This window comes from Pontibacter pamirensis (genome assembly GCF_010015475.1).
Lineage (GTDB): Bacteria > Bacteroidota > Bacteroidia > Cytophagales > Hymenobacteraceae > Pontibacter > Pontibacter pamirensis.
Genome location: NZ_SSNI01000014.1, coordinates 25,876 through 52,815 on the forward strand (window position 1 = coordinate 25,876; position 26,940 = coordinate 52,815).

Annotated in this window: 22 protein-coding genes; 11 read left to right on the forward strand and 11 right to left on the reverse strand. The window is 47.5% G+C overall.

Annotated features, from left to right (window positions below; genetic code table 11):
* Window positions 1-2: 2 nt before the first annotated feature.
* Both E1919_RS13090 and hemF read right to left on the reverse strand, forming a co-directional pair.
* Window positions 3-575 carry a phosphatase PAP2 family protein gene (locus E1919_RS13090; protein ID WP_162053854.1) on the reverse strand — a complete coding sequence of 191 codons (573 nt, stop codon included), beginning with the start codon at window positions 573-575 and terminating at the stop codon, window positions 3-5.
* Between the two features lie 6 nt (window positions 576-581).
* Window positions 582-1,481 carry an oxygen-dependent coproporphyrinogen oxidase gene (gene hemF, locus E1919_RS13095; RefSeq protein WP_162053855.1) on the reverse strand — a complete coding sequence of 300 codons (900 nt, stop codon included), beginning with the start codon at window positions 1,479-1,481 and terminating at the stop codon, window positions 582-584.
* 226 nt (window positions 1,482-1,707) lie between these two features.
* Between hemF and E1919_RS13100 the strand changes: the two genes are divergently transcribed.
* On the forward strand, window positions 1,708-3,786 hold the full coding sequence (locus tag E1919_RS13100; RefSeq protein WP_162053856.1) for an alpha-ketoacid dehydrogenase subunit alpha/beta: 2,079 nt from the start codon (window positions 1,708-1,710) through the stop codon (window positions 3,784-3,786).
* 113 nt (window positions 3,787-3,899) lie between these two features.
* On the opposite strand, the gene tamL is transcribed toward E1919_RS13100, so the two are convergent.
* Window positions 3,900-6,314: a translocation and assembly module lipoprotein TamL gene (tamL, locus tag E1919_RS13105; RefSeq protein ID WP_449422973.1), complete on the reverse strand. Its 2,415-nt coding sequence runs from the start codon at window positions 6,312-6,314 to the stop codon at window positions 3,900-3,902.
* Window positions 6,315-6,363: 49 nt separating this feature from the next.
* Here tamL and E1919_RS13110 point away from each other — a divergent pair, with 49 nt between their 5' ends.
* A complete protein-coding gene (locus tag E1919_RS13110; protein WP_162053858.1) occupies window positions 6,364-7,116 on the forward strand; it encodes a TrmH family RNA methyltransferase in 753 nt (250 codons plus the stop codon).
* A gap of 63 nt (window positions 7,117-7,179) precedes the next feature.
* On the opposite strand, the gene E1919_RS13115 is transcribed toward E1919_RS13110, so the two are convergent.
* The 4 genes from E1919_RS13115 to E1919_RS13130 all read right to left on the reverse strand — a co-directional run bounded on the left by E1919_RS13115 (window position 7,180) and on the right by E1919_RS13130 (window position 11,111).
* Complete coding sequence (locus tag E1919_RS13115) at window positions 7,180-8,304, reverse strand: outer membrane beta-barrel protein (protein ID WP_162053859.1); 1,125 nt, start codon at window positions 8,302-8,304, stop codon at window positions 7,180-7,182.
* Between the two features lie 12 nt (window positions 8,305-8,316).
* Complete coding sequence (locus E1919_RS13120; RefSeq protein ID WP_162053860.1) at window positions 8,317-9,210, reverse strand: hypothetical protein; 894 nt, start codon at window positions 9,208-9,210, stop codon at window positions 8,317-8,319.
* A gap of 13 nt (window positions 9,211-9,223) precedes the next feature.
* Window positions 9,224-9,757 carry an RNA polymerase sigma factor gene (locus E1919_RS13125; RefSeq protein ID WP_162053861.1) on the reverse strand — a complete coding sequence of 178 codons (534 nt, stop codon included), beginning with the start codon at window positions 9,755-9,757 and terminating at the stop codon, window positions 9,224-9,226.
* Window positions 9,758-10,379: 622 nt separating this feature from the next.
* Complete coding sequence (locus tag E1919_RS13130; protein ID WP_162053862.1) at window positions 10,380-11,111, reverse strand: arylesterase; 732 nt, start codon at window positions 11,109-11,111, stop codon at window positions 10,380-10,382.
* Between the two features lie 144 nt (window positions 11,112-11,255).
* Between E1919_RS13130 and E1919_RS13135 the strand changes: the two genes are divergently transcribed.
* From E1919_RS13135 to E1919_RS13145, 3 genes are all read left to right on the forward strand, one after another.
* Window positions 11,256-11,963, forward strand: coding sequence for an ABC transporter ATP-binding protein (locus tag E1919_RS13135; protein WP_162053863.1), 708 nt, complete (start codon window positions 11,256-11,258; stop codon window positions 11,961-11,963).
* A gap of 122 nt (window positions 11,964-12,085) precedes the next feature.
* Window positions 12,086-14,665, forward strand: a complete 2,580-nt coding sequence (locus E1919_RS13140) for an ABC transporter permease (protein ID WP_317168222.1) — start codon at window positions 12,086-12,088, stop codon at window positions 14,663-14,665.
* 247 nt (window positions 14,666-14,912) lie between these two features.
* Window positions 14,913-15,746, forward strand: coding sequence for an SDR family NAD(P)-dependent oxidoreductase (locus E1919_RS13145; RefSeq protein ID WP_162053864.1), 834 nt, complete (start codon window positions 14,913-14,915; stop codon window positions 15,744-15,746).
* Window positions 15,747-15,949: 203 nt separating this feature from the next.
* On the opposite strand, the gene E1919_RS13150 is transcribed toward E1919_RS13145, so the two are convergent.
* The 3 genes from E1919_RS13150 to E1919_RS13160 form a co-directional block, all read right to left on the reverse strand.
* Window positions 15,950-16,312, reverse strand: coding sequence for a CoA-binding protein (locus E1919_RS13150; protein WP_162053865.1), 363 nt, complete (start codon window positions 16,310-16,312; stop codon window positions 15,950-15,952).
* Window positions 16,313-16,447: 135 nt separating this feature from the next.
* Window positions 16,448-18,031, reverse strand: a complete 1,584-nt coding sequence (locus E1919_RS13155; RefSeq protein ID WP_162053866.1) for an NAD(P)/FAD-dependent oxidoreductase — start codon at window positions 18,029-18,031, stop codon at window positions 16,448-16,450.
* Between the two features lie 204 nt (window positions 18,032-18,235).
* Window positions 18,236-19,201, reverse strand: coding sequence for a tryptophan 2,3-dioxygenase family protein (locus E1919_RS13160; RefSeq protein ID WP_162053867.1), 966 nt, complete (start codon window positions 19,199-19,201; stop codon window positions 18,236-18,238).
* A 383-nt stretch (window positions 19,202-19,584) separates the two neighbouring features.
* On the opposite strand from E1919_RS13160, the gene sdaAB reads away from it, so the two are divergent.
* The 4 genes from sdaAB to E1919_RS13180 are packed head-to-tail and all read left to right on the forward strand — an operon-like array spanning window position 19,585 to window position 24,139.
* Window positions 19,585-20,262, forward strand: a complete 678-nt coding sequence (gene sdaAB / locus E1919_RS13165; protein ID WP_162053868.1) for an L-serine ammonia-lyase, iron-sulfur-dependent subunit beta — start codon at window positions 19,585-19,587, stop codon at window positions 20,260-20,262.
* A 19-nt stretch (window positions 20,263-20,281) separates the two neighbouring features.
* A complete protein-coding gene (locus E1919_RS13170; RefSeq protein ID WP_237144339.1) occupies window positions 20,282-21,736 on the forward strand; it encodes a TolC family protein in 1,455 nt (484 codons plus the stop codon).
* Window positions 21,737-21,743: 7 nt separating this feature from the next.
* Entirely contained in the window at window positions 21,744-23,129 is a 1,386-nt protein-coding gene (locus E1919_RS13175) for an efflux RND transporter periplasmic adaptor subunit (protein ID WP_162053870.1), read from the forward strand.
* Window positions 23,130-23,149: 20 nt separating this feature from the next.
* Window positions 23,150-24,139 carry an NAD(P)H-dependent glycerol-3-phosphate dehydrogenase gene (locus tag E1919_RS13180; protein WP_162053871.1) on the forward strand — a complete coding sequence of 330 codons (990 nt, stop codon included), beginning with the start codon at window positions 23,150-23,152 and terminating at the stop codon, window positions 24,137-24,139.
* A gap of 128 nt (window positions 24,140-24,267) precedes the next feature.
* On the opposite strand, the gene E1919_RS13185 is transcribed toward E1919_RS13180, so the two are convergent.
* A complete protein-coding gene (locus E1919_RS13185; protein WP_162053872.1) occupies window positions 24,268-24,801 on the reverse strand; it encodes a hypothetical protein in 534 nt (177 codons plus the stop codon).
* Window positions 24,802-25,046: 245 nt separating this feature from the next.
* Here E1919_RS13185 and E1919_RS13190 point away from each other — a divergent pair, with 245 nt between their 5' ends.
* Together E1919_RS13190 and E1919_RS13195 are read left to right on the forward strand one after the other, a co-directional pair.
* Window positions 25,047-25,439 carry a (deoxy)nucleoside triphosphate pyrophosphohydrolase gene (locus tag E1919_RS13190; protein ID WP_162053873.1) on the forward strand — a complete coding sequence of 131 codons (393 nt, stop codon included), beginning with the start codon at window positions 25,047-25,049 and terminating at the stop codon, window positions 25,437-25,439.
* Window positions 25,440-25,500: 61 nt separating this feature from the next.
* Complete coding sequence (locus E1919_RS13195) at window positions 25,501-26,895, forward strand: methyltransferase RsmF C-terminal domain-like protein (protein WP_162053874.1); 1,395 nt, start codon at window positions 25,501-25,503, stop codon at window positions 26,893-26,895.
* The last annotated feature ends 45 nt before the right edge of the window (window positions 26,896-26,940 follow it).

The following is a 26,940-nucleotide window of genomic DNA, read 5'->3' on the forward strand; positions in this document are numbered from 1 at the left end:
GTTTAACGTATAAGAGAGGGATATTTGTTTAAAAGTATAGTATAACCAAGCGAACAACAGTAAGCGAAGAAAGAACCCAGTAAAGCGCCTCCAATTGTATCGCCTGGATAGTGCACCCCAAGATATATGCGGCTGTAGGATACCACCACCGCCCAGACCACCAGCACAATCTTAAAAATCAGGTAGCGGTCAGAGAGTATAAGGTTAAAGAACACCGCAAGCGCAAAGCCTGTAGAGGCGTGTGAAGACATAAATCCGAACCGGCCACCACAGCCTTGAACAATGTTGACCACTGCTGAAAGTTCTGGGTCGTGGCAGGGGCGCAGGCGTGCGAAATAAGGCTTAAAAATGCCTGAGGCCACAAAATCTGCCAGCCCAACCGCTACAATAGCCAACAGCAGCATCGGGATGCTCTGCTTTCGGTAACGCCACACAAGGTAAACGATCAGGCCCAAGTAAAAAGGAATCCAGACATATTTATTCGAGACAAAGACCATCACGGCATCCCAAAAAGGATTTTGCATGTCGTTGAGGTAAACGAACAGGTCTTGATCGAGTTGTTCCAGTTCTTCCATGTTCTGCTATTGCACCTGTAGCCAGTTAATCTCTTTTTTCAGGTATGCCTGCGTTTGTTCCTCGGCGCTGCCTGGCTCCGGTGTAAAATTATAGATCCAGGAGGCGTGGGTAGGAAGGCTCATCAGGATAGACTCGATTCGGCCTTTTGTGAGCAGCCCAAACTTAGTACCCCGGTCATACACCAGGTTGAACTCTACATAGCGGCCACGGCGCAACAACTGCCACTGTTTCTCCCGCTCCCCGTAGGGCAGGTCACGGTTCTGGTTCATGATGGAGGTATAGAACGGAATAAAAGCATAAGCCACATCCTTCACAAAAGCAAAACGTTCCTCTATGGTGAACTCCTCATTAGCAGATAAGCGGTCAAAGAAAATGCCGCCTACACCCCGGGTTTCTTCCCGATGCTCATTGTAAAAATAATCATCTGCCCACTTTTTAAACTCAGGATAGTAGGAGGGGTGGTGCTTGTCGCATACCGCTTTCATCTGCTCATGAAACTCCTTTGCCTGTTTCAGATCCAAGTAGATGGGGGTAAGGTCTATGCCGCCGCCGAACCAAGCTTGTCCGTCTCCGGCCTCAAAGTATCGCACGTTCATGTGCGTGATAGGCACCATTGGGCTATGCGGGTGCATGACTACCGATACGCCAGTGGCAAAATAATTTGGGTCAGGCATCAGCAGCATTTTCATAAAGGCAGGAGAGAGTTCACCCTCCACGGCCGAAAAGTTCACGCCACCTTTCTCCAGAACATTTCCGCCTTCTATCACGCGGGATATGCCCCCGCCGCCGCTCTCATGCTGCCACTCGTCGGCACTGAAGGTAGCACCGCCATCGCAGGCTTCCAGTGCTTGGTAAAGGTCTTTCTGAAACTGGCGCATAAACGCTTGTACTTCATCTCTGAACATGATTTTATGGCTGCAGGGTTAAAACAATTATTTACTGTTCCTGTATTCATGTTTGCTTATGAACAAACTCAAACAGAGGGAAATTTATCCTGAATAAATACTCGGTACTTAAAATATATCTTTATCAGAAGTAAAATTACCAAATCAAAAGCGTACAACCGAAGCAAGTGACAAATTTTAGGAAGAAGCCGGAAATTCGTAATTTTGGGCAAACCAATACAAAATTATGGTAAAAGATTCTTTGGAAGCTGTAAAACTGGACGTGGATCTGTTAAACAAAGCTTACCAACTTATGATAACTGCCAAAACACTGGCAGACACCTACGAAGAAAATAAAGCAGTCTGTAGCAAGTATGTGCACAGTACCTCGCGAGGACACGAAGCCATTCAATTAGCGGCTGCTTTCCAGCTTCAGTCTTACGACTATGCCTCTCTCTATTACCGGGATGATGCAATGCTGCTGGGTATAGGTTTACAACCTTACGAACTTATGCTGCAGCTTATGGCGAAAGCAGATGACCCTTTCTCAGGCGGGCGCACCTATTACGGCCATCCTTCGCTGAAGCGGGAGGGCATTCCAACTATTCCGCACCAGAGTTCGGCCACAGGCATGCAGGCTATTCCGGCTACTGGTATGGCGCATGGTATCTCTTACCTGGAAGGACAGGGGCTGCTGCAGGGTGAGGAGAAGCCCGTGGTGCTATGCTCTATAGGGGATGGTGCTGTAACGGAAGGAGAAGTCTCTGAGGCTTTCCAGATGGCAGTGCTGAAAGGATTGCCGATAGTATACCTCGTGCAGGACAATGACTGGGGTATCTCCGCCACCGGCAAAGAGATGCGCGCCATGGATTCCTATGAGTTTGCGGCTGGCTTTAAGGGTATGGAGCGCCTGCGCGTAAACGGATCTGATTTTGAGGAGTCGTACGAAGGCATGCGTGTAGCTTTTGAATATGCCCGCAAGGTGCGCCGGCCTATACTCGTGCATGCTAAAGTGCCGCTCCTGGGCCATCATACCTCCGGCGTGCGTCGCGAGTGGTACCGGGGCGACAACCTTCAACAGCATGCAACAAATGATCCTATCCCTCAAATGCGCCAGACCTTGCTGGATGCGGAAGTTTCTGAAGATGAAATAGAGGCGCTGGAGCAGGAGGCAAAGGATACAGTGGCCTTGGATTACCAGCGGGCGCTGGAAGCACCTGCGCCTGATCCGACTACTTTTGATACGCATGAGTTTGCTCCTACGCCTGTTACGGAAGAAAAGGGCGAGCGCAAACCGGCCGGTGCCGAAAAAGTGACTATGGTGGATGCGGCGCTACATGCGGTGGATGATATTATGAAGAATTATCCCGAGGCATTGTTCTACGGACAGGATGTCGGGGGAGAGTTGGGAGGCGTGTTCCGGGAGGCAGCCCTGCTGGCGAAGAAATATGGCGATGCAAGGGTATTCAATACGCCGATACAAGAAGCCTATATAGTCGGTTCTACAGCGGGCATGTCAGCTGTTGGGGCTAAAGCAATTGTGGAAATCCAGTTTGCTGATTATATCTGGCCTGGCATTAATCAACTAGTAGAGGAACTGTCTAAAAGCTGCTACCTCTCAAATGGGCAGTTCCCGGTGCAGTCCCTTATCCGGGTGCCGATAGGGGCTTACGGAGGCGGCGGTCCTTATCATTCCGGAAGCATAGAGTCGACACTGCTCAATATCCGGGGCATCAAAGTAGTTTTCCCGAGCAATGCCGCCGACATGAAGGGCTTGATGAAAGCTGCTTTCCTGGATCCGAACCCGGTGGTGATGCTGGAGCACAAAGGAATTTACTGGTCGAAAGTGCCTGGCACTGAGGACGCGAAAACCTTTGAGCCTGACGCTGATTACATCCTGCCTCTTGGCAAAGCAAGTATCGTACAGCAGGCTGATGAGCAGGAGATGCGTAGGGGCAACAGTATGACCGTCATCACTTATGGCATGGGCGTGTATTGGGCTAAAGCAGCTTCAAAACAGTATCCCGGAAGTGTAGAAATTGTAGACCTCCGTACGTTGAACCCGCTTGATTATGAGACTGTGAAAGCATCGGTAGAACGGCACGGTAAAGCACTGGTGCTCACGGAGGAGCCGCTGATGAATTCCTTTGCGGAGTCATTGGCAGGGCGCCTGTCAAAAGACTGCTTCCAGAAGCTGGACGCCCCTATATATACGTTGGGAGCTGCTAATCTTCCGGCTATTCCGCTTAACGTGGATCTGGAAAAGATGATGTTGCCTAACCCGGAAAAGGTAGCCGCTGCTATGGAGGATTTACTAAACTATTAATTATGAATGCATTATAAAAAAGTAAAGGCGGCTTCTGGTATAACAGAGGCCGCCTTAACTTTTTTATACATACCCTTCAAATATCTTTCAAAGCCAAGTATAAATTTTCTACATCAGAAAGGATAACCGATGCCAATCTGCAGTGTACTTTGGCTGTTTCTGGTGAAGAAATCCGAGAATCTGAAGTCGTTCAGGATAAACTTGTTTCCATAAAGTCCTGCCGGGTCATAGACTTTTGTAGCAAGGTCGAAGCGGAGTATCAGTACGGCTAGGTCGAAGCGGATACCAAAGCCTGTGCCCACTGCCATCTCTTTGTAGAACCTGTTGAAGTCGAAGTTTGCTTTCGGCCTGTTAACGTCTTCCTGCAGAAGCCATACATTTCCTGCATCCACGAATAAGGCTCCGTTCAGGAAGCTAAAGATATTAAAACGATACTCTACGTTTGCCTCAATCAAAACTTCACCAGGCTGTTCCAGGCTATAGTCGCGTTCTAAACCCACCGTATAAGACCCGTCATTCCCATTTTCTTCTACAGGTCTCACAGAAGCATAGGAGCCCATGCCCAGGCGGCGCGACTGCCAGGCACGCACACTACTGGCGCCACCAGCAAAAAAATGCTTTTCATAAGGCAGCACTTTAGAATCAAAAATAGGAGAGGCTACTCCTCCGTTCACGCGGTACACGAAGTACCTTTGCCCTCCCAGTGGAATGTAGCGGCGAAAATCAGGATTAATTTTGGCGTACTGAAAGGTTTGAAGGTTATTATAGCCTATATCAAGTCCCAACTGCCTTGACAGTCCGCCCACTTCCACGAGGGTACGGAAATAGTGCGCGTTTCTGGTTTGTGTAAAGTCGTTGGTATTATAGATAAAGTTGAACCCTATAAAAGAGATGATACCATCTGAAAAACTCTCTATAAGCGACCTGCTGCCCTCACTGTTATTGATAAGACTTTGCCGGAAATTATTGTCTAATATTTCTCCCTGTACAATATTCAGGTTTACAGGAGAAAAGATGAACTGCATCACCGGTGGCCGAAGCGGGTTCCTTGTAATTTGCCAGATATAGTCGAGGCCAAGCTGGTAGTTTGTGCGGGAGTACTGCTCCCGGTCACTACTCGTGTAGCCGGAATAAAACCGGGTTCTGGGGCTGTATTCTGACAGAAGGCTTTTATTGGTAAACGGCATCAGAATAACAGGAAATGACAAAGACACATCAGCGCCAAACTCCTTGATAAGTACAGCTCTGTTTGGATCTGTGAAGCTTGCCTGCCCCTCAATTCCTCCTCTCAGGCCTATATCCAGGTTTTCTGCCCCACCAAAGATGTTCCTGATTCGCAACCTTATACTTGAAAAGGGGCCGGGAATCCGTTCGGTATAGTTTAATCCCAACTCCAGTGTTTCCTGAAACTTTTTGGCTGGTAAGGCATTGATGTAAGCATTCAGCAGGTAACTGGAGTCGGTGGTGGCATCTATCCGGTTATACAGCACAGTGTTGAACTGAAAAACGTCTAACTCAGCCAGCTTGCGCTGAGTGGCGGAGGTGCGAAACTGGCTGTAGCGTTGGCCGGGGTATATATCTACCTTTTTATCCAGAATATCCGGAGAGTATTTGTGCCTGTAGGCAACATAGTTGATGCCATTGTATACTATCGTATCGCGCGGTATGCCAAAACGGTCTTCATCTGTTTTGAAATACACTTCATTAATAGTATATAACCTATGCGTGGAGTCCTGCTCCGGGTTCTGAATAATAGTCTTGATCGTAGCGGCTCTACCGGTAGCACTGGTATCTACTTCGAATTCTATGTATGCACGGGCAAAGTCATAATAGCCCCTGTTTCTCAGCAAGGTGTACAACCGGTCGCGTTCTGCGGTCAACACATCCTCATCATATTTATCCCCTAGCTGCAGCAACGAGCGGTTGGCGGTAGCCTGCACTAGCTGCCGGATGTCTTCGTCCGGGATGCCATAGCTAAACTCTGTATACCGGAAGGGGGCGTTCTCCTCTATATTGATGGTGATGTAAACCAGCTTATCACTTTTTACTTCCTTCTCGTAATTGGTCTGGTGGTTGAAGTAGCCTTTAGCATTGAGGTATATATCAATCTGATCCATTGTCTTCTCCATCAGCGTAGAATCATAGATGGCGGGAGGTTCACCAAGCTGCATCAGAAAATTGCCTTCTGTCTTTTTTTCCTGTAGCCTGTCGATGCGGCTCTCAAACTTTAGCCGCAGACGCTGTATCTTTGCTGAATCAGTGCCTGCCTCTACAATTTGTTGCTGCATCCTGGCTTCCTGCTTTTCAATGCGCTCCTGGATCTGCTGCGGATCATAAAACCTTTTACCGAAATTATAAAGGCCCAGATAGGGGGTTGACCCAAGCACCATACGGTTTGGCTCCTGCTGGTAAAGTGCCTGTATTGCAGTGGGTTCCACTGTTTCCAGTCCTTCGGGTTGAATGCTTACCAAAAGCTTTTCATCCTCACCTAAATACCTGGTGGGCACACAGGACTGTAAACACAACATTGTTAATGCCAGTACAGATATGTATAATCGTGATTTCAAACGTTGAAGTATGTTATCAAAAGCAGTTGTAAAGTATATCAAATCGTTGCAAATAAAAAAATACCGCAAGCAACACCAAGCCTTTGTAGTAGAGGGAGCCAAGAGCGTGCTGGAATTACTTCAAGCGGACTTTGAGCTGGAGTATGTTTTCATAACCGAACCATTTTACAGGCAACATACCAGTAGTTTGCCACAGGGACTTGCTTTTGACGTTGTTACAGAAGAAGAACTTGTAAAGGCAGGTAGCTTCTCAAGCAATAACGCGGCGCTTGCCGTGGCTCGTATACGGCAGCTGCCCCCACTGCAAATTAAAAAAGAAGAATTGGTTATTGCTTTAGACGACGTAAGGGATCCGGGAAATCTCGGCACCATTATCCGTATCGCCGACTGGTATGGCATTAAATCGATTGTTTGTTCTGAGACCTGCGCTGACTTTTACAATTTAAAGGTTATTTCTGCCACCATGGGTTCTTTTACACGTGTTAACGTGCATTACCTGAACCTGGCGGAATGGTTACAGCAGCACACAAAAGAATTCAGCATATACGGCGCCTCTCTGGCCGGTGAGAGTTTGCATGCCATGGCCCTGAAGCCGGAAGGTATTGTGGTGCTGGGCAACGAGGCAAATGGTATACGTCCTGAAATAGCGGCTCAGGTGAATCAACTCATTAAAATACCCTCATTCGGCGAAGCCGAGTCTTTAAATGTGGCTACTGCTACCGCCATTATCATCGATAACTTCCGTCGCCATACCCAACCCTAAAAAAAAAAAGAGGAGTGGTATACCGCTCCTCTTTTTTTACTTATTACTCAAAACTCTTTTAACTTAAAATAATGACCTTAGTCCAAAGCTGACAACATTCGTCTGTGGCCCGCGATTATCTTTAAAGAGGTCGTTCATATTGTACTTGGCAAACAGGTTCAGGCTTCCGTAGCCTACTACACCTTCCACGCCATACTGCAAGTCGCTTAAGTTGTAAGAATCACGGGTTTTGTCTTTCTCTGTTCTGCCGTCTTCCTGGAATTTAAGTTTGGTGTGGCTGCCAAGGCGGTAACCTACAAAGGGACCTGCACCAATCATAAAGCCGTCTTTGCCGTTTTCGCGCTGAAACTGTAGCAGTGCCATCAGGGGAAGGTTGACAGAAGAATGCGTCAGTTTTGTCTTCTGGAAGTTTACGTCCTGCACCTCCCGGAAAGTGGTTATGTTACCTGTTTCCTCAACCACTATATTGTCTTCGAACATATAGTTGTTGAAGGCAAACTCAAGGCCTGACACGATGAGGAAAGGGCTTTTGCGGCCACCCACCCGCGACTTCAGGCGCCAGTTGAGGCTCACATAGCGGGAACCCCATGGTTTAAGATCCGGGATATCTGCAGCATCGCTTGTAAAGGCATTCAGGCCCAGGTCCAGGTCAAAGCCCATTTTAGTGGATTTATAGTTTTCCTCTTTTCGGGCAGTACGGGTACTGTCGCGCTCTGCTTTTGTAGGTACATCCACATTTACTCTGGTGTTGTCACCGTCTTCCTCCACTTCCACATCAATCTTAAACGACTTGTTAATGCGGATTTCATGACGCTCTTTTCTTACTTCTCCCTGTGGAGTATTTTCCTGCACCGTTACGGTCACCTGGTCACCGGAGCCATCTGCAGCTTTAGATGTGTTGAATGTTACGGTCATGTCTTTAGAGCCCGGATTAGAGTTCTCCATCTGGTCTACCCGATCCACATACGTGTTAAGCTCCCGCATCAGCGAGTCCAGGCTATAGTTCTGGAAAGCTTTCAGTTGCTGAATGTTTTCCAGTTGCAGTATCATTTTGGCACCATTTGCCATTCTGATAATGATTGTATCCTGTTCGCTTCCGAGGCGTTCGCCTATGGTAGGACCGCCTTTGGCAGACACACCGGTAACAGTGGCCATGAAAATAGCCATGAGTAATAGTATTCGTTTCATGATTTTGTAGGGTTAGAGATTGATTACTTTAGAGAATTTTTGCTTGCCGATCTGTGTGTTCAAAGCCACCTTGTCGGCGTTTATACCCAACTCAGAGAGTTCCACTTCTTCGCCATTTGCCAGGTTACGCACCTGCTTAAAAATGTTCTTTGCAAGTCTTGCTCTTTTGTCTAAACCACCTGAAGTGTCGTCCGTCTCTGCCATGGCAACTTGTGTTGGAGACGTATTGGCACGTTTGATGATAATTTCGACAGGCGCAGCGTTCATGTTGGCATCGGCTACAGCGAGTGACGTGGAGGTTACAGGCTTCCCAGCTGGTACAGTCACGGCCTCTGCAGCTTCAGCGGCTCTTTCAGAAAGCGTATTGGCGGCGATGGCCTGCTGCACACTCACCGGAGGTTGTTTAGAGGTTAAAGCCTTCACTTGTTTTTGCTGTACAGCTTTTGGTGTCGCTTTGGCTATGGCCTCTGTTTTAACATCCTCTTCTGCTTTATTAGATGCGGAAAGGCTTGCATCAGTTGCCTGAGTGTGAATATTTTTTTCTTCAGGGCCGCTTTCTTTTATAACATCAGCCTGCGCTATAGTCTCAGGGGCTGGTTGGCTGATGACAGGCGTTTCATGTAATTCCACAGGGCCTTTCTCTGTGATAGCCTGATTGATTTCGGGTGAACCCGTGTTGATGTTAAAGAATACAACACCTACCGTTAGCACCAATGAGATGGAGGCAGCCACAGAGGAGTAAATCCACATATAGCTGCGTCTTTCCTCTTTTAACTGTAGCGGTGCCTTTTGCGGCATCTCTTCCTCTATGCGGTCCTGCAGGCGGCTCCACAGATCGGCGGGCGGCGTGGGGGAGGTGTTCCCCAGGCGCTCCTTAAATAATTTGTCTATATCTTCTGGTCTCATGGTCATCTTCTTGTTATATTGTAATAGCTTCCTGGCCTGTAAGTCGGCGCTGCAGCATGGCGCGGGCCTTGCTCAACTGCGACTTAGATGTGCCTTCGGTTATACCGAGCATGTCTGCTATTTCCTTATGTGAGTATCCTTCAATGGCATACAGGTTAAATACCGCTCTGTAGCCAGAGGGTAAAGTTCTTAACAGCTCCATCAGTTCTTCCTCTGCCAGATCCTGATCAGCCCCAGATGTGCCGGCCACTTGTACGTGGCTATCGTCGATAGCGAGGTGCAGCAGCTCTTTCTTTCTTAAAAAAGCGAGGGCTTCGTTCACCATTATACGGCGCACCCAGCCTTCAAAGCTGCCTTTCGCTTCAAAGCGATCAATGTTCTGGTAAATCTTCATAAACCCGTTAAGGAGTGCTTCTTCCGCGTCCATCTCGTTTCTGAGATACCGTTTGCACACCCCACACATTTGCGCCACAAAACGCTCATACAGGAGCTTCTGCGCCTTAGTGTCTGCCTTCTGGCATCCTGCTATCAGTTCTGCTTCTGTCACGCTTTGTATAGGTTTATCAAATAATTTTTGCTAAGTCGAATTCCCGGAGCTGTTTGTTGCTCTTTACCCCTTAGATGCAAGGTACCCGTGGTGTGGTTGCCTGAGACTTACTAAATATTTTGTTTTTTTCCGGATCCGCCAACTCCTTCACTATAAATAGCTGATGTTCAGCCATAAATTTACTCTGATTATGCTATATATACTAAACCAATTCTATTTATTGACAGTGTATGTATCCTTGATGTTAAGTTAAGTTAAGGTAAGATAGGGTAGGAGTGTAATTGATTTTTGGCATAACCATGTTATACAGAAGAAAAAGCACCTGCAAATGAGGCGCTTTTCAAATGGATATCTTCAAGAGAAAGATAAAGCCTCTATACTTAAAGCACCGGGAAGTGAAATGATAGTGGTGCAACAGGTGATAAGCAGACGGAGTAGCAGTGGAGTTACTACAGAGGGGCTGAATGAAAAATAAAAAGGCTCCTGCAGATGAGGAGCCCTTTCATTTTTTTGAAAATTAAATTTTCAACTTTTAGCCATACATATGTACGCCATCTGGCCAGAGTAGTTGCTATTGCTTAAAAATTAATTTCAACAGCAAATTTACTTCAATTTCAGTTTCTTATACTTCCTCCTCCTGTACTTCCTCTTCCTGAACGATAGGCTCTAAAGTATCCCACACATTTTCAGCCAGAATCTTTTGTCCTTCCTCTGTCGGATGTATGCCGTCTCCCTGGTTTAGCTCACTGTTACCCGCTACACCTTCCAGCAAGAAAGGGATAAGGGCCACGTTTTCTTCTTCAGCAATGCGCGTGTATATTTCTCTGAAATCCTGGGCATATTGCTGTCCCATACTTGGCGGTATCTGCATCCCTGCCAACACAACCTTTACATCCGGGTATTTAGCGCGCACTTTCCCAATAATAGCCTTCAGGTTGTTGTAAGATTCCTCTGTACTGACACCCCGTAACCCGTCATTGGCGCCCAACTCCAGCACAAAAACGTCAACAGGCTGTTTCAGGAGCCAGTCGATGCGACTCTTGCCTCCGGATGTGGTTTCCCCGCTAACACCCGCGTTGATCACTTTATAAGACAGATTCATTGAATCGATGCGCTGCTGAATAAGCGCTGGAAAGGCCTGTTCCGGTTCCAACCCATAGCCTGCCGTCAGGCTGTTGCCAAAGAAAAGAATTGTCTTTGTTCCAGATTCTGTATTGGCCGCTTCAGTTCTGGGGTTTTCTATCCGTGTCTCCTGCTCCGCTTCAAGCTGATCTGCCGTATTCACGTTACCACAACCGGATATGACCATTATACTGGCCAAGCATATCGTTAAAAAACTATTTTCTATCTTCATACAAGCAATTGTTTGCTAAATTTATACTTCTCCAATTAAAACTAATAACGTGCTGTATTAGTTATTTGGTTTAAGATGAATGTGCTTTGGTATAAAATGTGTTAACAAACCTTATACCAGTACTTATACATAAAAAACTTATTCGTGTCTACAATTCTCGATATTCAGGACTTAAAGAAAACCTATAACAGCGGCGACCGCCATTTAACAGTGCTGGAAGGTATTAATTTTTCACTTCAGGCTGGAGACACCTGCTCCATCGTAGGCCCTTCAGGTAGCGGTAAAACAACCCTGCTCGGCCTCTGTGCAGGACTTGACCGCGCCAGTTCCGGTTCTGTTATTCTGAATGGCGTAAAATTAGACACTTTGTCAGAGGATGAACGGGCACAGGTACGCAACCAGTATGTAGGGTTCATCTTCCAGAACTTTCAGCTGATACCAACGCTGACAGCACTGGAAAATGTGATGGTGCCACTGGAACTGCGAGGCGAGCGCAACGTGCAGCGACAGGCCATGGAACTGCTGGGAAGGGTAGGGCTGGCCGAACGACATGATCACTATCCCACACAATTGTCCGGTGGTGAGCAGCAGCGGGTGTCGCTGGCGAGGGCTTTCTCTAACCGGCCGACTATTCTTTTTGCAGATGAGCCAACCGGTAACCTGGACGAAGAGACAGGTCAGCGGGTGGAGCAGCTGCTGTTTGACCTGAACCGGGAGAGCGGCACTACCCTGGTGCTGGTGACCCACGACCTGGACCTGGCAGAGAAAACGCAGCGTATTATTCGTATTAAAGGAGGTACTGTTGTCTCTGATACCGGTGCCCCTGTTTCTGTGAGCAGAGACGAAATATAAAGAATTGTTACTATACCACATGTAGCAGGTGTCACGACAGAAATTATTCCACTCCATGAGTACCTACCCGTGAATTAACCATTGCTTTATATTTAGCCATTTAACTTTTTAAGAACTCGCCCGTGCCTGATACCATCATTCATATAGAAAAGAAAAACAGCCTGAACCTGCGCTGGCTCCTGAAAATGGCGTGGCGTGATAGCAGGCGTAACCGGGCGCGTCTGGCGCTGTTTATTTCTTCTATTGTGCTCGGTATTGCAGCGCTTGTGGCTATCAACTCCTTCTCTGATAACCTTCGCAGTGATATTGATAACCAGGCGAAGTCTTTGATAGGAGCAGACCTAGTAGTAGCTAGTAATAAGGAAATTGAGCCCGAGATGCAGCAGTTGCTTGATTCCATTGCCGTGGGAGGCGACCGTTCTGATGAGGTGCGTTTTGCCTCCATGGTTTACTTCCAGGCATCTGAGGGCACACGGCTGGTACAGGTGCGGGCGCTGGAGGAAGGCGGATTTCCCTATTATGGCGAGATTGAGTCTGAACCGCAGGACGCCAGTACGGCTTTCCGCAGCGGCGGACGCAAAGCACTTGTAGACCATACACTGCTGCTACAGTACAACTCTGAACCCGGTGACTCTATAAAAGTCGGTAATCTGACCTTCGAAATAGCCGGCGCACTTCATAAAATTCCAGGTCAGTCTGCGATGACGGCCACCATAGCCCCAGCTGTCTATATCCCGAAGCAGTACCTGGAGGAAACGGGCCTGCTGCAGAAAGGAAGCCGCATCAATTACTACCATTACTATCGTTTGCCCCCTGATACAGATGCCGATGAGCTTGCAACAAAGCTGGAGCCGCGTTTTGATGCTGCGGGCTTCGGTTTTGATACCGTGCAGAGCCGCAAAGAGAGCACAGGGGAATCATATGCCAATCTGGCGCGCTTCCTATCGCTGGTTGGCTTTGTGGCCTTGCTGCTAGGCTGTGTGGGTGTAGCGAGTGCCGTGCATGTATACATTCGGGAGAAACTATCTACCATTGGCGTATTGCGCTGCCTGGGCATGAGTGGCAAACAGGCTTTCCTGGTTTACCTGTTCCAGGTGGCGGCGATGGGACTAATTGGTTCTGTGGCAGGCGCGATATTGGGAAGCTTGATTCAGCTGTATCTTCCACAGTTGTTCCAGTCTTTCCTGCCCGTTGAGGTAACGGTGGGAATATCCTGGAGTGCTATCGCCGGGGGTATTGGCATTGGGTTAGTGGTGTCTATCCTTTTCGCACTGCTGCCGCTGCTGTCTATCCGGAATGTTTCGCCCCTTATTACGCTGCGTGCCGGAATAGAGCACGTCTCGAAACAGCCCGATAAATTGCGTTGGGCTGTGAGTGGATTGATTTTAGCCTTTATTTTCGTTTTCGCTTACCTGCAGTTGGGTACCTGGCTCCGTGCATCAGGTTTTACTGCCGGGGTGCTGGTAGGTTTCGTGGTGCTTGCCCTGATAGCACGCCTGATGATGGGGCTGGTGAAGCGCTTCTTTCCCAGAAGCTGGGGTTATGTATGGCGGCAAAGCCTGGCAAACCTGTATCGCCCAAATAACCAGACGCTGCTGCTCACTGTGTCTATCGGCTTGGGAACGGCCCTGATTGCAACGCTTTTCCTGATGCAGCGCCTACTCTTAAGTGAAGTAGCCATCGCCGGAAGTGAAAATCAGCCCAACTTGGTCTTGTTTGATATTCAGAATGCCCAGAAGGAGGAGGTGGCCCAACTCACGCGGGAGCAGGGCCTGCCTGTGCTGCAGATGGTACCAGTGGTAACGATGCGCATTGATGAAATTAAAGGATACACGGCTGCTGATGTGCGCCAGGATACTACACTCGGTATCTCAGAAAGAGCTTTCACTAACGAGATCCGTGTGACGTACCGCGACTCGCTTATAGATTCTGAAAAGGAAGTAGGCGGAAGCTGGCAGGGTAAGGTAGTTTCCTCCGGAGGAGCTGTGCCTATCTCTTTAGAAGACCGGTATGCTGACAGGCTGGAGGTAGTGGTTGGCGACACTATTGTGTTTAATGTGCAGGGAGCTCTAATACCTACCATAGTAGCCCAATTGCGTGAAGTGGAGTGGAACAGGGTACAGACAAATTTCAGGGTGGTGTTTCCGGAAGGTGTTTTAGAGGAGGCTCCCCAGTTTCATGTGCTTATGACGCGGACTCAGACCGACAGTCAATCGGCGCAGTTCCAAAGAACAATGGTGCAGCGCTTTCCAAACGTGTCGGCCATAGACCTGGACCTGATACTACGCACGCTGGATGATATACTAGGGAAAATCGCTTTTGTAATTCGTTTCATGGCGCTCTTCAGCATTAGCACCGGCTTACTGGTGCTAATCGGTTCGGTAAACATCAGCAAGTTTCAGCGGGTACAGGAGAGCGTGCTGTTGCGTACACTCGGTGCCAGCAGAAAACAGATTCTATCTATCAATGCATTTGAGTACCTGCTGCTTGGAGCATTAGCCGCAGGCACGGGTATAATTCTTGCCCTGGGTGCCAGTTGGGCCCTCGCGATATTTAGCTTTGAAGTGCCTTTTGTTCCTGATCTGGCACCGCTTCTACCCATCTTCATAGGTATAACCGCCCTGACTGTTTTTGTGGGAATGCTGAATAGCCGCGGTATTTTAAACCGGCCACCACTCGAAGTACTGCGCAGAGAGGGCTAAACATCTTTGCCTGTTTTTTAGTCTTTACATTAGCGTGCTAATTAGTTATAAGCGAAAGCCCATGACATTGCGTGGGCTTTCGCTTTATCAGCTGAAAGGCTTCTACTGCATTAAATTAAAACCTGCTGCAATCCAGTTTCTTGACCATGTCCAGAAGCGACCCGAGTACACGGAGGCAACCCATTTGCTGTTTAGTTGGTAAAAGATAACACTGCTGCATCTTATTGGCAGTACTTGAACTTAAACTATGAAAGCAATGAACGAAAACAACAGAGGAAAAACAGTATTGATAACGGGCGCTTCAAACGGCTTCGGCCTGGAGTTTGCCAGGCTTTTCGCAAAGGACGGTTATAACCTGATACTGGTATCACGCAGCACCGACAGAATGAAGAAGCTGGCATACAAACTGCAGGACGACCACCAGTTAGAACATGTCTGTGTTGTTACATCTGACTTGGCACGTCCGGATTCAGCAAGAGAGGTATACGAAGAGGTGAAGAAAAGCGGCATTCAGGTAGATGTATTGGTCAACAATGCCGGGGCTGGTGTACACGGCTTTTTTCATGAAACAGACCTGGAGCGGGAGAATGCCATTATACAGCTGAACGTGAACACACCCGTGGCACTCACAAAGCTATTTCTACAGGACATGAAGCTGCGCAACGAAGGTAAAATATTGAACGTAGCTTCCGTCGTAGCCCAGATACCTTCGCCGTTGATGGCTGTATATGGTGCAACAAAAGCCTTCGTGCTTTCATTTTCTGAAGCATTAAGCAATGAACTGCAACATACAAATATAACAGTGACAGCCTTATGCCCGGGTGCCAGTAATACTATGTTCTTCCGAAGAGCTGGAGCTGCACATACGAAAGCAGCAAATGGTCCTTTATCAGAGCCGGCAGAAGTAGCCAGAGATGGATACGAAGCGCTGATGAGCGGGGAAACCAAGATTGTTTCCGGTATGATGAACAAGGTGCAGGCCACTGCATCTAATATGGTGCCTGACAGTACGTCTGCCGCCGCCATGCGCAAGATGATGGAAGAAGCGGAAGGCGGAGAAAAACATCACGTTGAAACCTGATAATTAAGGCTCTAAAATAAAACCCCACCAGCATTAAAAAATAGCTGGTGGGGTTTTTTATTTGCCCTGCCACAAAACGAAAGAAGGGACCTTGCCTTAAGGTCCCTTCTTTGAGCATAGACAACAAATGCCATCTGCTATTTTACTCCTTTTACGTACTTATATGTGACAGGTTTATCTTTTTTTTTAAAATTTTTACAGCATCAGTAACTATCAGTAGCCAGCATAACCAGCGTGCAGTGATGCAGTGTTGCAATGTTAGCTTTCTCTGCCATTTGCTCAAATTCCCTGTTTTCTGTTCCCGGGTTAAAGATGATGCGCTTTGGTTTCAAACTCAGGATATAATCATACCAGGAAGGCTGGTTCTGCGGCCCTACATATAGTGTCACCGTATCTACATCTTCAATGGGTTCGTCTTTATCGTGGATAATTTTCTTGCCGCCCACTTCTCCTTTTTTTATACCTACAGGCACCACCTCATGCCCATGCTGCTGCAGCCTGTGTATAGCTTTGTAGGCATAACGGGCCGGATTATCGGAAGCGCCTAATACAACTGTCTTCTTCATATATATAAAGTTTAAATGCTATTTTCTACAAGTTTATACTTTATTTTACCGGTCTGCGTCCGAAATAGTTAGTTTTTTATGTCTACTTCGATCGCTAATGCAGGGATAACAACATGGACTAAGGCAGGTTAAAGCCTATTGATTAACGGCAACTCCAGCTTTTAAAGCCGCCATCTCAGCACAACGCTCGCCATCCATGGCAGCAGATACAATGCCACCAGCATAACCGGCTCCTTCACCACAAGGGAAGAAACGCTTTACCTGCACATGTTCTAATGTTTCCCGATTGCGCGGGATTCTGACAGGGGAGGAGGTGCGGCTTTCTACACCAACTATTTGAGCATCATTAGAGAGGTAGCCACGCATTTTATTGCCAAAGGCTTTGAAACCTTCGCGTAGGCGGTAACTCATGTCCTCCGGGAACAGTTCATTCATCTCAACCGGCACCAGTCCGGGCTGGTAAGATGTTTCTAACAAGGCTCCACCTGTTTTGCGACGGGTAAAGTCCTGTAGCAACTGGGCAGGAGCCGCTTGTGTACCACCCGCCATGCGGCAGGCCTTCTGCTCCAGGGCCTGCTGCATACGCAAGCCAGCCAAAGGCCCGTACTTCTCCAGTTCCATGTCTTCCAGTTCAATGGCCACCACAATGCCAGAGTTGGAAAAGCGGGAGTCGCGGCGGCTCGGCGACATGCCGTTTACTACCACCTCGCCGGGCGCTGTAGCCGAAGGAACTATAAAGCCGCCCGGGCACATGCAAAAAGAATAGATTCCGCGCTGCCTGTTATTGTAATGCGTCTGTTGCACCAGGCCATAGGAGGAGGCAGGCAGCCAGGGACCACGATCTTCGCACTTATACTGTATGCTGTCAATCAGGCTTTGCTGGTGTTCTACCCGAACGCCCATGGCAAAGGGCTTGGCCTCCACTGTAATATCTTTCTGATGCAGCAGTTCAAAAATGTCACGAGCGCTGTGGCCGGTGGCCAGTATAACAGACTCGCCTGTATAGGCCTGCCCGTCTTGCGTAACCACGCCGCGCATTTCCCCCTTCTCCAGAATAAAATCTGTCACGCGCTTATCAAAAAGCACTTCGCCACCAGCGTTTCGGATCGTTTCCCGAATGGCTTCTATGATTTTGGGAAGCTTGTTTGTGCCAATATGCGGATGAGCATCAAATAAGATATCCGGTGTGGCACCATGCTGTACCAGTATCTGCAGAATACGCTGCAGATCGCCCCGCTTTTTGGAGCGGGTATAAAGTTTTCCGTCAGAGTATGTGCCGGCACCTCCCTCTCCAAAGCAATAGTTGGAGTCTGGGTTTACAGTGTGTTCTTTATTAATGGCTGCCAAGTCACGGCGGCGGCTCCGCACATCTTTTCCCCGCTCCAGTACAACTGGTTTTAAACCGAGTTCAATGCAACGCAAAGCGGCAAACAAGCCGGCAGGGCCAGCACCCACAATCACCACAAGCCTGGTGTTGGTTACATCTTGGTAATGGTACTGCGGAGAAAGAATATCAGTAGGAGGATTGTCTAAGTAAATGTCAGCCCGTACCCGTACCTGAACTTCCCGTCCACGCGCATCGATAGAGCGCTTGATACGATGCAGGAATTTTACATCTTCGGGCTTAATATGAGCACTCTTCAGCATTTCGTGCTCTAATTGCTGCGCATCAAACGCAACCTCTGGCGCTAGCACCAGATCAAGTTCTTTTTTTCTCATGGAATAGTGGGTAAGGGATTTATCCTTAAACCTGTTTGATTGTTGAATTGCTAGTTCAGAACATGATTTACGCTACTGTAGTTCGTTTTATTGTCTACAGCAGGAATGTTATTATTAAATGGCAAAAAACCTGCTTATGAGCAATATTCTCCTTATTGTCGCAATAATTCAACCATCAAGCAATTTAACAATTCAACAATTTAACTAAATCTCATCCTTCAGAATCTTCTCAACCCAGCCCTTGCCCCATTCCTCCACTTCGTGCGGAGTCCAGAGTTCCGGGTAAAAGATACGCTTTTGGAAACGCGGAGGCAGGTATTTTTGCCAGTTGGTACCACCCGTGGCCGCAATAATTTCAGGGTCTTTCTGCAGGTAGCGAACAGCGGATTTATAGTGCATCAGCGGCCAGTTCACGTTCACGTTGCTGTCGAGCGAGCGCAGGGCATTCGTGAGCTTAGGATTCTGCTGCTCTTCTACCGGAAGCCGATTATAAACAGACCATACATTCGTATGCTCATACTCCTTTGCAAATTGTATCAGCTGGTTCGTGTATTTTTCTTCAAACCGGAGCAGCGTCAGTGTTTTAATGCCTGAAGCCACTTCCGTAGCACCTTCTTTCCAGTAGATGCAGCCAATCATCTCTTCCTGCGTACTTTGCAAACCCAGTGCCGCCCGTCTTGTCTTGTCCACGAGGTTACGCAGATCAGTGGAGGCGATTTCGATCATGCGGTATTGCACCGATTGAAACCCACTGGCAGGCATGAGTGCCATCCGGAAGTGCAGGAACTGCTGCGGATCCATACCCTCCACCATCACATCAAAAGAACTGATCAGGTTATCGAAATAGCGGTTAATGCGCTTTAAGCGGCGCAGGAACAAATCCGTGGTGATCTCTTTGTCTTCAGCAATTTGCTTATACTCTTCCAGGCAAAGCTTAAAGTATAACTCTGTAATCTGGTGGTACATGATAAAGATCTTCTCATCCGGAATATTAGTGCGCGGATTCTGAAGGCTTAGCAGCGTATCGAGGTGGATATAGTCCCAGTAATTTAAAAAGTCAGTATAGTAAAGCCCTTCGAGGTAGGCGGCCAGGTTCTGGCCTAGCGGAACGTATTTCTCCTCCAGTCGCTTTAGCTGCTCCAGCACTTCCGGGTCAAATCTGTGCTCCATTTAAAGACGATTTGTGGTACGTGATGTTTAAACGACTACAAAGTACGCAAATCTCCCCTTTGCCACCCAGCATGAGTATAAAAATTTCCCCTATTCAAAAATTGAGTGTATCTTCAAGATGAGGCAACCATCAGCAAAAAATTTGCATCTTAAGTGCATAGTGAAGCAGGAAAATGGGTAAGACGACTGGCAATTTCGTGAGGAACCAGGAAAAACTCCCGCCTATTAAAATATTTGTCTCTCGCTTAGTGGAGGCTGTTCCTTATTTTGTAGATGGATATGCGGTGTTGGTAGAATTAAATCTAAATAAACTTTTTAATAATGCAAAACTCTTAGTTTCTTGCTAAATTTGATTTTTGCGATATTATTACGGGAGAAAGGGTATGGCTGAGAAAAGCAGCGTTTTTGATATGATTGGGCCTGTCATGATTGGACCCTCAAGTTCGCACACGGCAGGAGTGGTACGGATAGCCCGGGCTGCTATCAGGCTACTTGGTGCGGCACCGGAAGAGGTGGTTATTACCTTTTATAATTCGTTTGCACGCACCTACGAGGGGCACGGCAGCGATCGTGCTATTGTGGCTGGGCTTCTTGACTTTAAAACAGATGACAAGCGAATCAAAGATGCTTTTGAGCATGCGGAGGAACGTGGGCTGAAATATACTTTCAAGTCGGTAGGAAATTCTTCTACCATGCACCCCAACACAATTAAATTAAACCTTAAAGCAGCTGGCCGCGAGGTGGAAGTAATAGGGCAGAGCCGCGGTGGTGGTGTTATTAAAATTGTAGAAGTAGATGGCTTTGCTGCTAACTTTTCGGCAACACTGCATACCTTGATTATAGACGCGGAGGATGTAACAGGCAGTATTGCTTTTATTGCCTCGGTACTGGCACATGACCAATGTAACATAGCCACCATGAGCGTGTCCAGGAAAGGAAAAAACGAGCTTGCACGTCAGTTTATAGAGATGGATTCAGGTATTAAACCCATTACCCTGGAGTACCTGCGGCAGCTAAGCTGGGTGAAGCATGTAATCTATATTCCCAATATCGATCTTTAATCTTTATACTATGAAAAAAATGTCTAAAAAACTGCTTCTGGTCATTGGCCTGTCCTTAACGGGCATGGGTGGTGTTTTGGCCCAGCAGCAGGGCCCGGGGGACGACAATGTGTGGTCCCTGGAGGAGGCTGTGAGTTATGCCAGAGCAAATAACCTGCAGGTAAGACGTAGCCTGTTAAACAGGGAATTAGCTAAAACAGACCTTAATCAGTCAAAGTTTGGGCGCTTACCTTCCTTGAATGGCGGGTCTTCCTACAACTTTAACTTTGGTACTTATGTGGATCCAACGACTTCTGAACTGCGTTCTGAGGAAAGCCGGACGAACAACTGGCAGTTGAATGCAAGCGTGCCTTTGTTTGCTGGTTTCCAGCAGGTAAATACCATCAAGCAAAACGAGATTGAATTACGGGCCAGCGAGCAGGACGTGCTGTCAGCGCAAAACGACATTACCTTACAGATCATCAACTCGTACCTGAACATCCTCTTTGCGGATGAACTCATCAAAATTTCACAGCAGACTAAAGATTTAACCCAGCAGCAACTAGACCGCACTAGGATTCTTTTCAAGGCCGGCAGCGTGGCTGAAAATGCAGTGCTGGACCTGGAGTCGCAGTTTGCTGCGGATGATCTGGAGCTCATTAACGCTCAAAATCAGCGCGATTTTTCAAGGCTCACCCTAATGCAGGTGTTGAACCTTTCTACCTCTGATGATTTTCAGATTGTGGTGCCAGAAATTCCGGAACCAGACCAGGACCCTGTACTGATTAACGGGCAGCAGGTATATGAAGTGGCGCTACAAACACTACCCGCCATACAGGGAGCTGACCTTCGGGTGCTAAGCGCTGCCAAGGGCCTGGAAGTGGCAAGAGGTGCCTATTATCCGCGGCTGTCCATGTTTGCCGGATATAATACCTTTTACTCCAGTGCCAGGGACTTCCGTTTTCCAGAAGAGGGCGCTTTGCGGCCAACACCAATTGGATTCACCGATTCTGAAGGAACTAACCCTTTTATTATTTATACTCCTGCCACCACCTTCAGAAGGGAAACCTATGCTTACTTTGATCAGTTGCAAGACGGGGTAGGTAAGAACTTCGGTTTTTCGTTACAGGTGCCTATCTTCAATGGGTTGCAGGTGCGCAGCAATGTACAACGGGCAAAACTGCAGCAACAGGACGCTCAACTGAACGCTGATATTGCCCGTAACAACCTGCGCCAGACGATAGAGCAGGCTTATGTGGATGCTTTGGCCGCCCAACGCAGGTATACCTCTGCAAAAGAGCAGCTGAGGGCTGCTGAGAAGAACTATAGCAATGCGCAGCTAAGGCTGAACAGCGGTGTGATAAATACTGTAGATTTCAATATCATTGCAAACAATTATCGCGCTGCGCAATCTAATCTGTTACAGGCGAAGTATGAGTATACTTTTAAATTAAAGGTATTGGATTTCTATCAAGGCGAAGATATATCTTTCTAAAAAAACCATGGCTAAAAAAAAATCGAAGTTAATTCCTATTCTGATTGCAGTACTTGTGTTAGTGCTTGTTGGTGTTGTGATTGCCAAAAAAGCAGGCTGGATAGGACAGGACGAGGGAACTGAAGTTGTACTTGCCGAAGCAAAAAGAGCAGAGATTGTAGAAAAGGTAAGTGCATCCGGCAAAATACAACCGGAAACTGAAGTAAAAATAAGTCCGGACGTTTCCGGTGAGATAATTGAGCTGCACGTGGAAGAAGGGGATTCTGTCGTGAAAGGGCAGTTGCTGCTGCGCATCCGGCCAGATAACTACCAGTCGATGGTGGATGCACAGGAGGCGATGGTGAATACACAGCGAGCCAACCTGGGGCAGTCAAGAGCAAGGCTGGCGCAGGCAGAGGCAAACCTGACTCAGACAAAGCAGAACTATGATCGTAACAAGGCTTTATATGATCAGAAAGTAATTTCTATTTCCGAATGGCAGCAGATAAAAGCTAACTATGAAGCTGCACAACAGGAAGTGGCATCGTTGCAGGCAAGCGTTCGTGCGTCCGGGTTCAACGTTCAAAATGCCCAGGCCTCTCTGAAAGATGCCCGTGAAAACCTGAACAAAACTACTATTTACTCACCTGTAAGCGGCACTGTATCAAAGTTAAATGTGGAGCAGGGCGAGCGGGTGGTTGGTACCTCACAAATGGCAGGTACGGAAATCATGAGTATAGCCAACCTGAACAACATGGAAGTTCGCGTGAACGTGAACGAGAACGACATTATACGGGTAGAGCTTGGCGATTCAGTTATGGTAGACGTAGATTCTTATGCCAGCCAGGATGAGAAGTTTAAAGGCGTTGTTACGGCTATTGCCAACACAGCGAAAGACGCGACTACACTGGAGGCTGTAACAGAGTTTGAAGTGCGCATCCGCCTCATCAATGACTCCTACAGCCACCTTACCGCGCAAACCAGCCGCCCTTTCAGACCGGGAATGACCGCTTCTGTTGAAATTATAACAGAAAGAAAACCTAATGTTTTATCTGTACCTTTGTCTGCGGTAACAACACGTTCACCAGGCGCGCCTGGGCAAGGCACGAATCCTGAAGGAGAAGATGAGGAGGAAGAGCAGCAGCAGAACGTTCCTCCTGCTACACCGCCTGCACAGGTAGAGGAAGTTGTTTTTGCCTATAACAGCACCACAAACACAGTTGAGGCTGTAAATGTTAAAACTGGTATCAGTGACTTTGAAAACATCGAAATAATCAGCGGTCTGGAGCCGGGGCAGAAAATAGTGGCAGGTCCCTTCAGGGCAGTATCACAGACGCTGAACGATGGAGCCAAAGTAGCGGTGAAAGACGAAGCCACGCTGGACAAGCAGGCCATTGCCGCAGACACTCAATAGGAATAACCTAAAAAGCACCCTTGGAAAAAGTAGCAGTATTGGGAGGAGGTAGCTGGGCTACAGCCATTGTAAAAATCCTCTCAGAAAACAAATCTCAGGTACACTGGTGGATGCGCAACAGGAATGATGTGCAGCACCTGATAAGTTACAAACACAATCCGCGTTACCTCAGCCAGGTATCGTTCGATTTAAATTATGTAAAACCTACTTCTGATATACAGGCAGTGCTTGCTGCCGCTGATTGGGTAATATTGGCAGTGCCAGCCGCATTCGTGCGGCTGGCACTTGCTGATTTGGCGGAAGATACATTTACAGGGAAGGTCGTAGTGTCGGCTATAAAAGGCATGATTCCGGAGGAGAACGTTCTGATAACGGATTATATGGAGCGGAATTACCATGTGCCGAATTCGCATCAGCTTGTTATTGCCGGACCTTGTCATGCTGAAGAGGTGGCTTTAGAGAAGCAGTCTTATCTCACCATTGGTTCTCATGACATGCCTACGGCAGAACGCTTCTGTGAGCTGCTCCGGAACCGCTATGTAAAAGCAAACCCGCTTGACGATTTGGATGGTATAGAGTATTGCGCTGTAATGAAGAACATTATAGCCATGGCCTGTGGAATAGCGCGGGGTCTGAACTATGGCGATAATTTTCAGGCGGTGATGGTATCTAACGCTATGTTTGAGATCGAGCGATTCCTGGATGCTATTATGCCCATTCACCGCGACTTGAGCGGTTCCGCATATTTAGGGGATTTGTTGGTAACAGCCTACTCTCAATTTAGCCGTAACCGCACCTTCGGAAACATGATTGGCCACGGCTATACGGTTAAGTCAGCCCAAATTGAAATGAATATGGTGGCAGAGGGATACTATGCGGTACAGAGTATCTTCGAACTCAACAAAAAGCTTAAAGTAGACATGCCTATTACAAATGCAGTATATCATGTACTATATGAGCGCATATCGCCAGCTGTTGAATTTGAGATTCTGAAAGACAAGTTCAAATAAGAAGAAAAGAGGCACAGCAAAAACTCAATACTTAACGCTGCTGAGTGGCAGAATAAGTTAGAGCAGGTTTAGGAAATTTCGGTTTATTGCAGTAACGTTTGCTTTAAAAAGTAAACAGAGCACATTTGCTAGGATGCGGATGTGCTCTGTTTATTTTCTCTTGCCTTGCGAAGCATAGAGTAATCACCTAATGCTCTGTAAACAGAAATCACAGTTATTGCCCATGCCAGCGATACGGCATGTAGCAGAAAAATAACTATATATTCCTGGTATGGCACCTGCTCTACATGTACCAGCCGGAATAAAAAGAGTGTGAGACAAGCCATCAGAGTACCAGCCAGACCAAGCATAAATGCTCTTTGAAGAAGCAGCCTGGGAAGCCTGTCAATAAGAGTTTGGCTTTTGAGGTGCCAGTGCAAGGGGAGCACTTTTTTAGCCAGTAAAGCTTTATGCGTTAACTTTGTGGCAATCAGGTTTAAAACGAATCCAAAAGCAAAGCTAAAAGTTAGAAGGTCGGTAGATATGCTTTTCTGCCCCCAGAGTGGCACTATTTCCGCATGCTGCTCCAGCACCTGTAGCAGCAGCACACACAGCATGGCTGTGGACAGTATCACCCAGCCTCCAATTCGAATAAGAAACCTGTAGTTTATGCTGATAGCCATGTGCTGTTTTATCTGAAAAGATCACTCTGATGACGCCTTTAATAGTCTTAAGATACTGGCTTTAAGTTAAATATATCATAAAATATACTTACACCCATACATTTCATCGCTTTTCTATTTTACAAAATAATTTCAGCTTTAGCGCTGCTATTATGCGGCAGCATATAAAAATGCTTTTTCATTTTGCTGCATATAAGAACAGACTTTCTGAGGCTGCAGATTTTCACCTTATTTTTTTGCCAGGCATGCTACAAGTAACATGTGCTATTATAGAACATGAGGGTCGGGTACTGATAACGCAACGGAGTGAATCCATGCCGGATCCACTGCTGTGGGAATTTCCGGGTGGTAAAATAGAGCCCGGCGAAACAGAAGAAGAATGCCTGGTACGGGAGATCAAAGAAGAACTGAATTTATACGTTCAGCCCCTGCGGCACCTGACCTCCGTTTTACATCAAACCCAAACAAAAACAATTCAGCTGATTCCTTTCCTTTGTTCGCTAAGGGGAGGTGACATTCAACTGCTGGAGCATCGTGCCTTTAATTGGGTTTTGCCTGAAGACCTGCGTACGTATGACTGGTGCCTCCCTGATTTGCCTGTTGTAGAAGAATACCTGCAGCAGTGGCATCGCATATAGGGAATGCTGCAAACAGACCAGGTTTTTATCTGCATCAAAATTGCTGTACCTTTAGTTTACTATGCAATTTCCTATCTCTTTTACAGACCGTATGCAGCGGCTGCTGGGCAGTGACTACCATCATTTCATGAAAGCGCTGCAGCATGCGCCGCCGATAAGTATACGCCTGAATCCAGCTAAAACAAATGCCAGGCCAAATATTTCCAAGGTACCCTGGGCGGAATATGGTTACTATTTGCCAGAACGTCCGTCTTTTACGCTGGACCCGCTGCTGCATGCCGGCACCTACTATGTGCAAGAGGCCAGTTCCATGTTCCTAGAGCAAGCCCTGAAGCAGGTAGTGAATCTGGAACAACCACTACAGGTGCTGGATTTATGTGGTGCTCCTGGTGGCAAATCCACCCACCTTGCCAGCCTGATCTCTTCGGACAGTTTGCAGGTTTCAAATGAAGTTATCAGGAGTCGGGCTTCTGTTCTGGCAGAAAACGTGGCGAAGTGGGGGAGTGGTAATGTGCTGGTCACCAGCAACGATCCCAGGGATTTCGGCCGGTTGTCCGACTTTTTTGACGTGATGGTGGTAGACGCTCCTTGCAGCGGAGAAGGCATGTTCCGGAAAGACCCTCAGGCGGTTAATGAGTGGTCGGATGAAAGTGTGAACCTATGCGCGCAGCGCCAGCAGCGCATCCTGATGGATGTTTGGGATGCGCTGAAACCAGGTGGTATACTCATATACAGTACATGCACCTGGAACGAGCAGGAAAACGAAGAAAACATTGCCTGGCTGGCTGAGCAGGAGCAGGCAGAGTCCCTGAAACTGACCTTGCAACCAGAGTGGGGTGTAAAGCCCTCACAATTAAAAGGAATCGAAGGATACCGTTTTTACCCGCACCAGGTCCAGGGAGAAGGTTTTTTTGTGGCCATAGTTCGCAAGGCAGGTGCAGCAGAAGAAGCGGCATCTCACGGTAAAAAGAAAAAGTATAAACTCACCCTGGCCGGGAAGAAGGAGCAGGCACTGGTACAGGATTGGCTCAATAATCCGGAACAGTTTGCCTGGATACAGCATGGCGATATTATTTCTGCCATACCCGCACATCTCTTTGAAGCCGCTGACAAGGTATTTCAGAACTTATATGTGATTTATGCTGGTACGGAAATAGCGGAGGTAAAAGGAAAAAAACTAAAACCCCTGCAAGGATTGGCACTGTCGCAGCACCTGAACAAAGCCGCGTTCGAGACGGCTGAACTGGATTTGGAACAGGCACTCCGTTACCTCCGCAAAGAAGATATCAATTTAGGAATTGAAGGCAACGACTGGCTCCTGCTACAGTATAAAAATACACCCCTTGGCTGGGCAAAGCAGGTAGGCAATCGCATGAATAATTACTATACAAAGGAATGGCGTATCCGTATGGAGCTGCCGCAGGAGCTGCCGTTGTTTGATTTGCTGAATAGCTAAATTGTTGATTGCTATGATAGGCTTTCTATCAATGAACGCTACAAT

Coding starts and splice junctions, on each gene's coding strand:
- E1919_RS13190 (WP_162053873.1), top strand. CDS start 25,047: ATGCTACAAGTAACATGTGCTATTATAGAACATGAGGGTCGGGTACTG.
- E1919_RS13110 (WP_162053858.1), top strand. CDS start 6,364: ATGTTATCAAAAGCAGTTGTAAAGTATATCAAATCGTTGCAAATAAAA.
- E1919_RS13115 (WP_162053859.1), bottom strand. CDS start 8,304: ATGAAACGAATACTATTACTCATGGCTATTTTCATGGCCACTGTTACC.
- E1919_RS13175 (WP_162053870.1), top strand. CDS start 21,744: ATGGCTAAAAAAAAATCGAAGTTAATTCCTATTCTGATTGCAGTACTT.
- E1919_RS13170 (WP_237144339.1), top strand. CDS start 20,282: ATGTCTAAAAAACTGCTTCTGGTCATTGGCCTGTCCTTAACGGGCATG.
- E1919_RS13090 (WP_162053854.1), bottom strand. CDS start 575: ATGGAAGAACTGGAACAACTCGATCAAGACCTGTTCGTTTACCTCAAC.
- E1919_RS13160 (WP_162053867.1), bottom strand. CDS start 19,201: ATGGAGCACAGATTTGACCCGGAAGTGCTGGAGCAGCTAAAGCGACTG.
- E1919_RS13145 (WP_162053864.1), top strand. CDS start 14,913: ATGAAAGCAATGAACGAAAACAACAGAGGAAAAACAGTATTGATAACG.
- E1919_RS13185 (WP_162053872.1), bottom strand. CDS start 24,801: ATGGCTATCAGCATAAACTACAGGTTTCTTATTCGAATTGGAGGCTGG.
- E1919_RS13100 (WP_162053856.1), top strand. CDS start 1,708: ATGGTAAAAGATTCTTTGGAAGCTGTAAAACTGGACGTGGATCTGTTA.
- E1919_RS13150 (WP_162053865.1), bottom strand. CDS start 16,312: ATGAAGAAGACAGTTGTATTAGGCGCTTCCGATAATCCGGCCCGTTAT.
- E1919_RS13155 (WP_162053866.1), bottom strand. CDS start 18,031: ATGAGAAAAAAAGAACTTGATCTGGTGCTAGCGCCAGAGGTTGCGTTT.
- tamL (WP_449422973.1), bottom strand. CDS start 6,314: ATGTTGTGTTTACAGTCCTGTGTGCCCACCAGGTATTTAGGTGAGGAT.
- hemF (WP_162053855.1), bottom strand. CDS start 1,481: ATGTTCAGAGATGAAGTACAAGCGTTTATGCGCCAGTTTCAGAAAGAC.
- sdaAB (WP_162053868.1), top strand. CDS start 19,585: ATGGCTGAGAAAAGCAGCGTTTTTGATATGATTGGGCCTGTCATGATT.
- E1919_RS13130 (WP_162053862.1), bottom strand. CDS start 11,111: ATGAAGATAGAAAATAGTTTTTTAACGATATGCTTGGCCAGTATAATG.
- E1919_RS13195 (WP_162053874.1), top strand. CDS start 25,501: ATGCAATTTCCTATCTCTTTTACAGACCGTATGCAGCGGCTGCTGGGC.
- E1919_RS13120 (WP_162053860.1), bottom strand. CDS start 9,210: ATGAGACCAGAAGATATAGACAAATTATTTAAGGAGCGCCTGGGGAAC.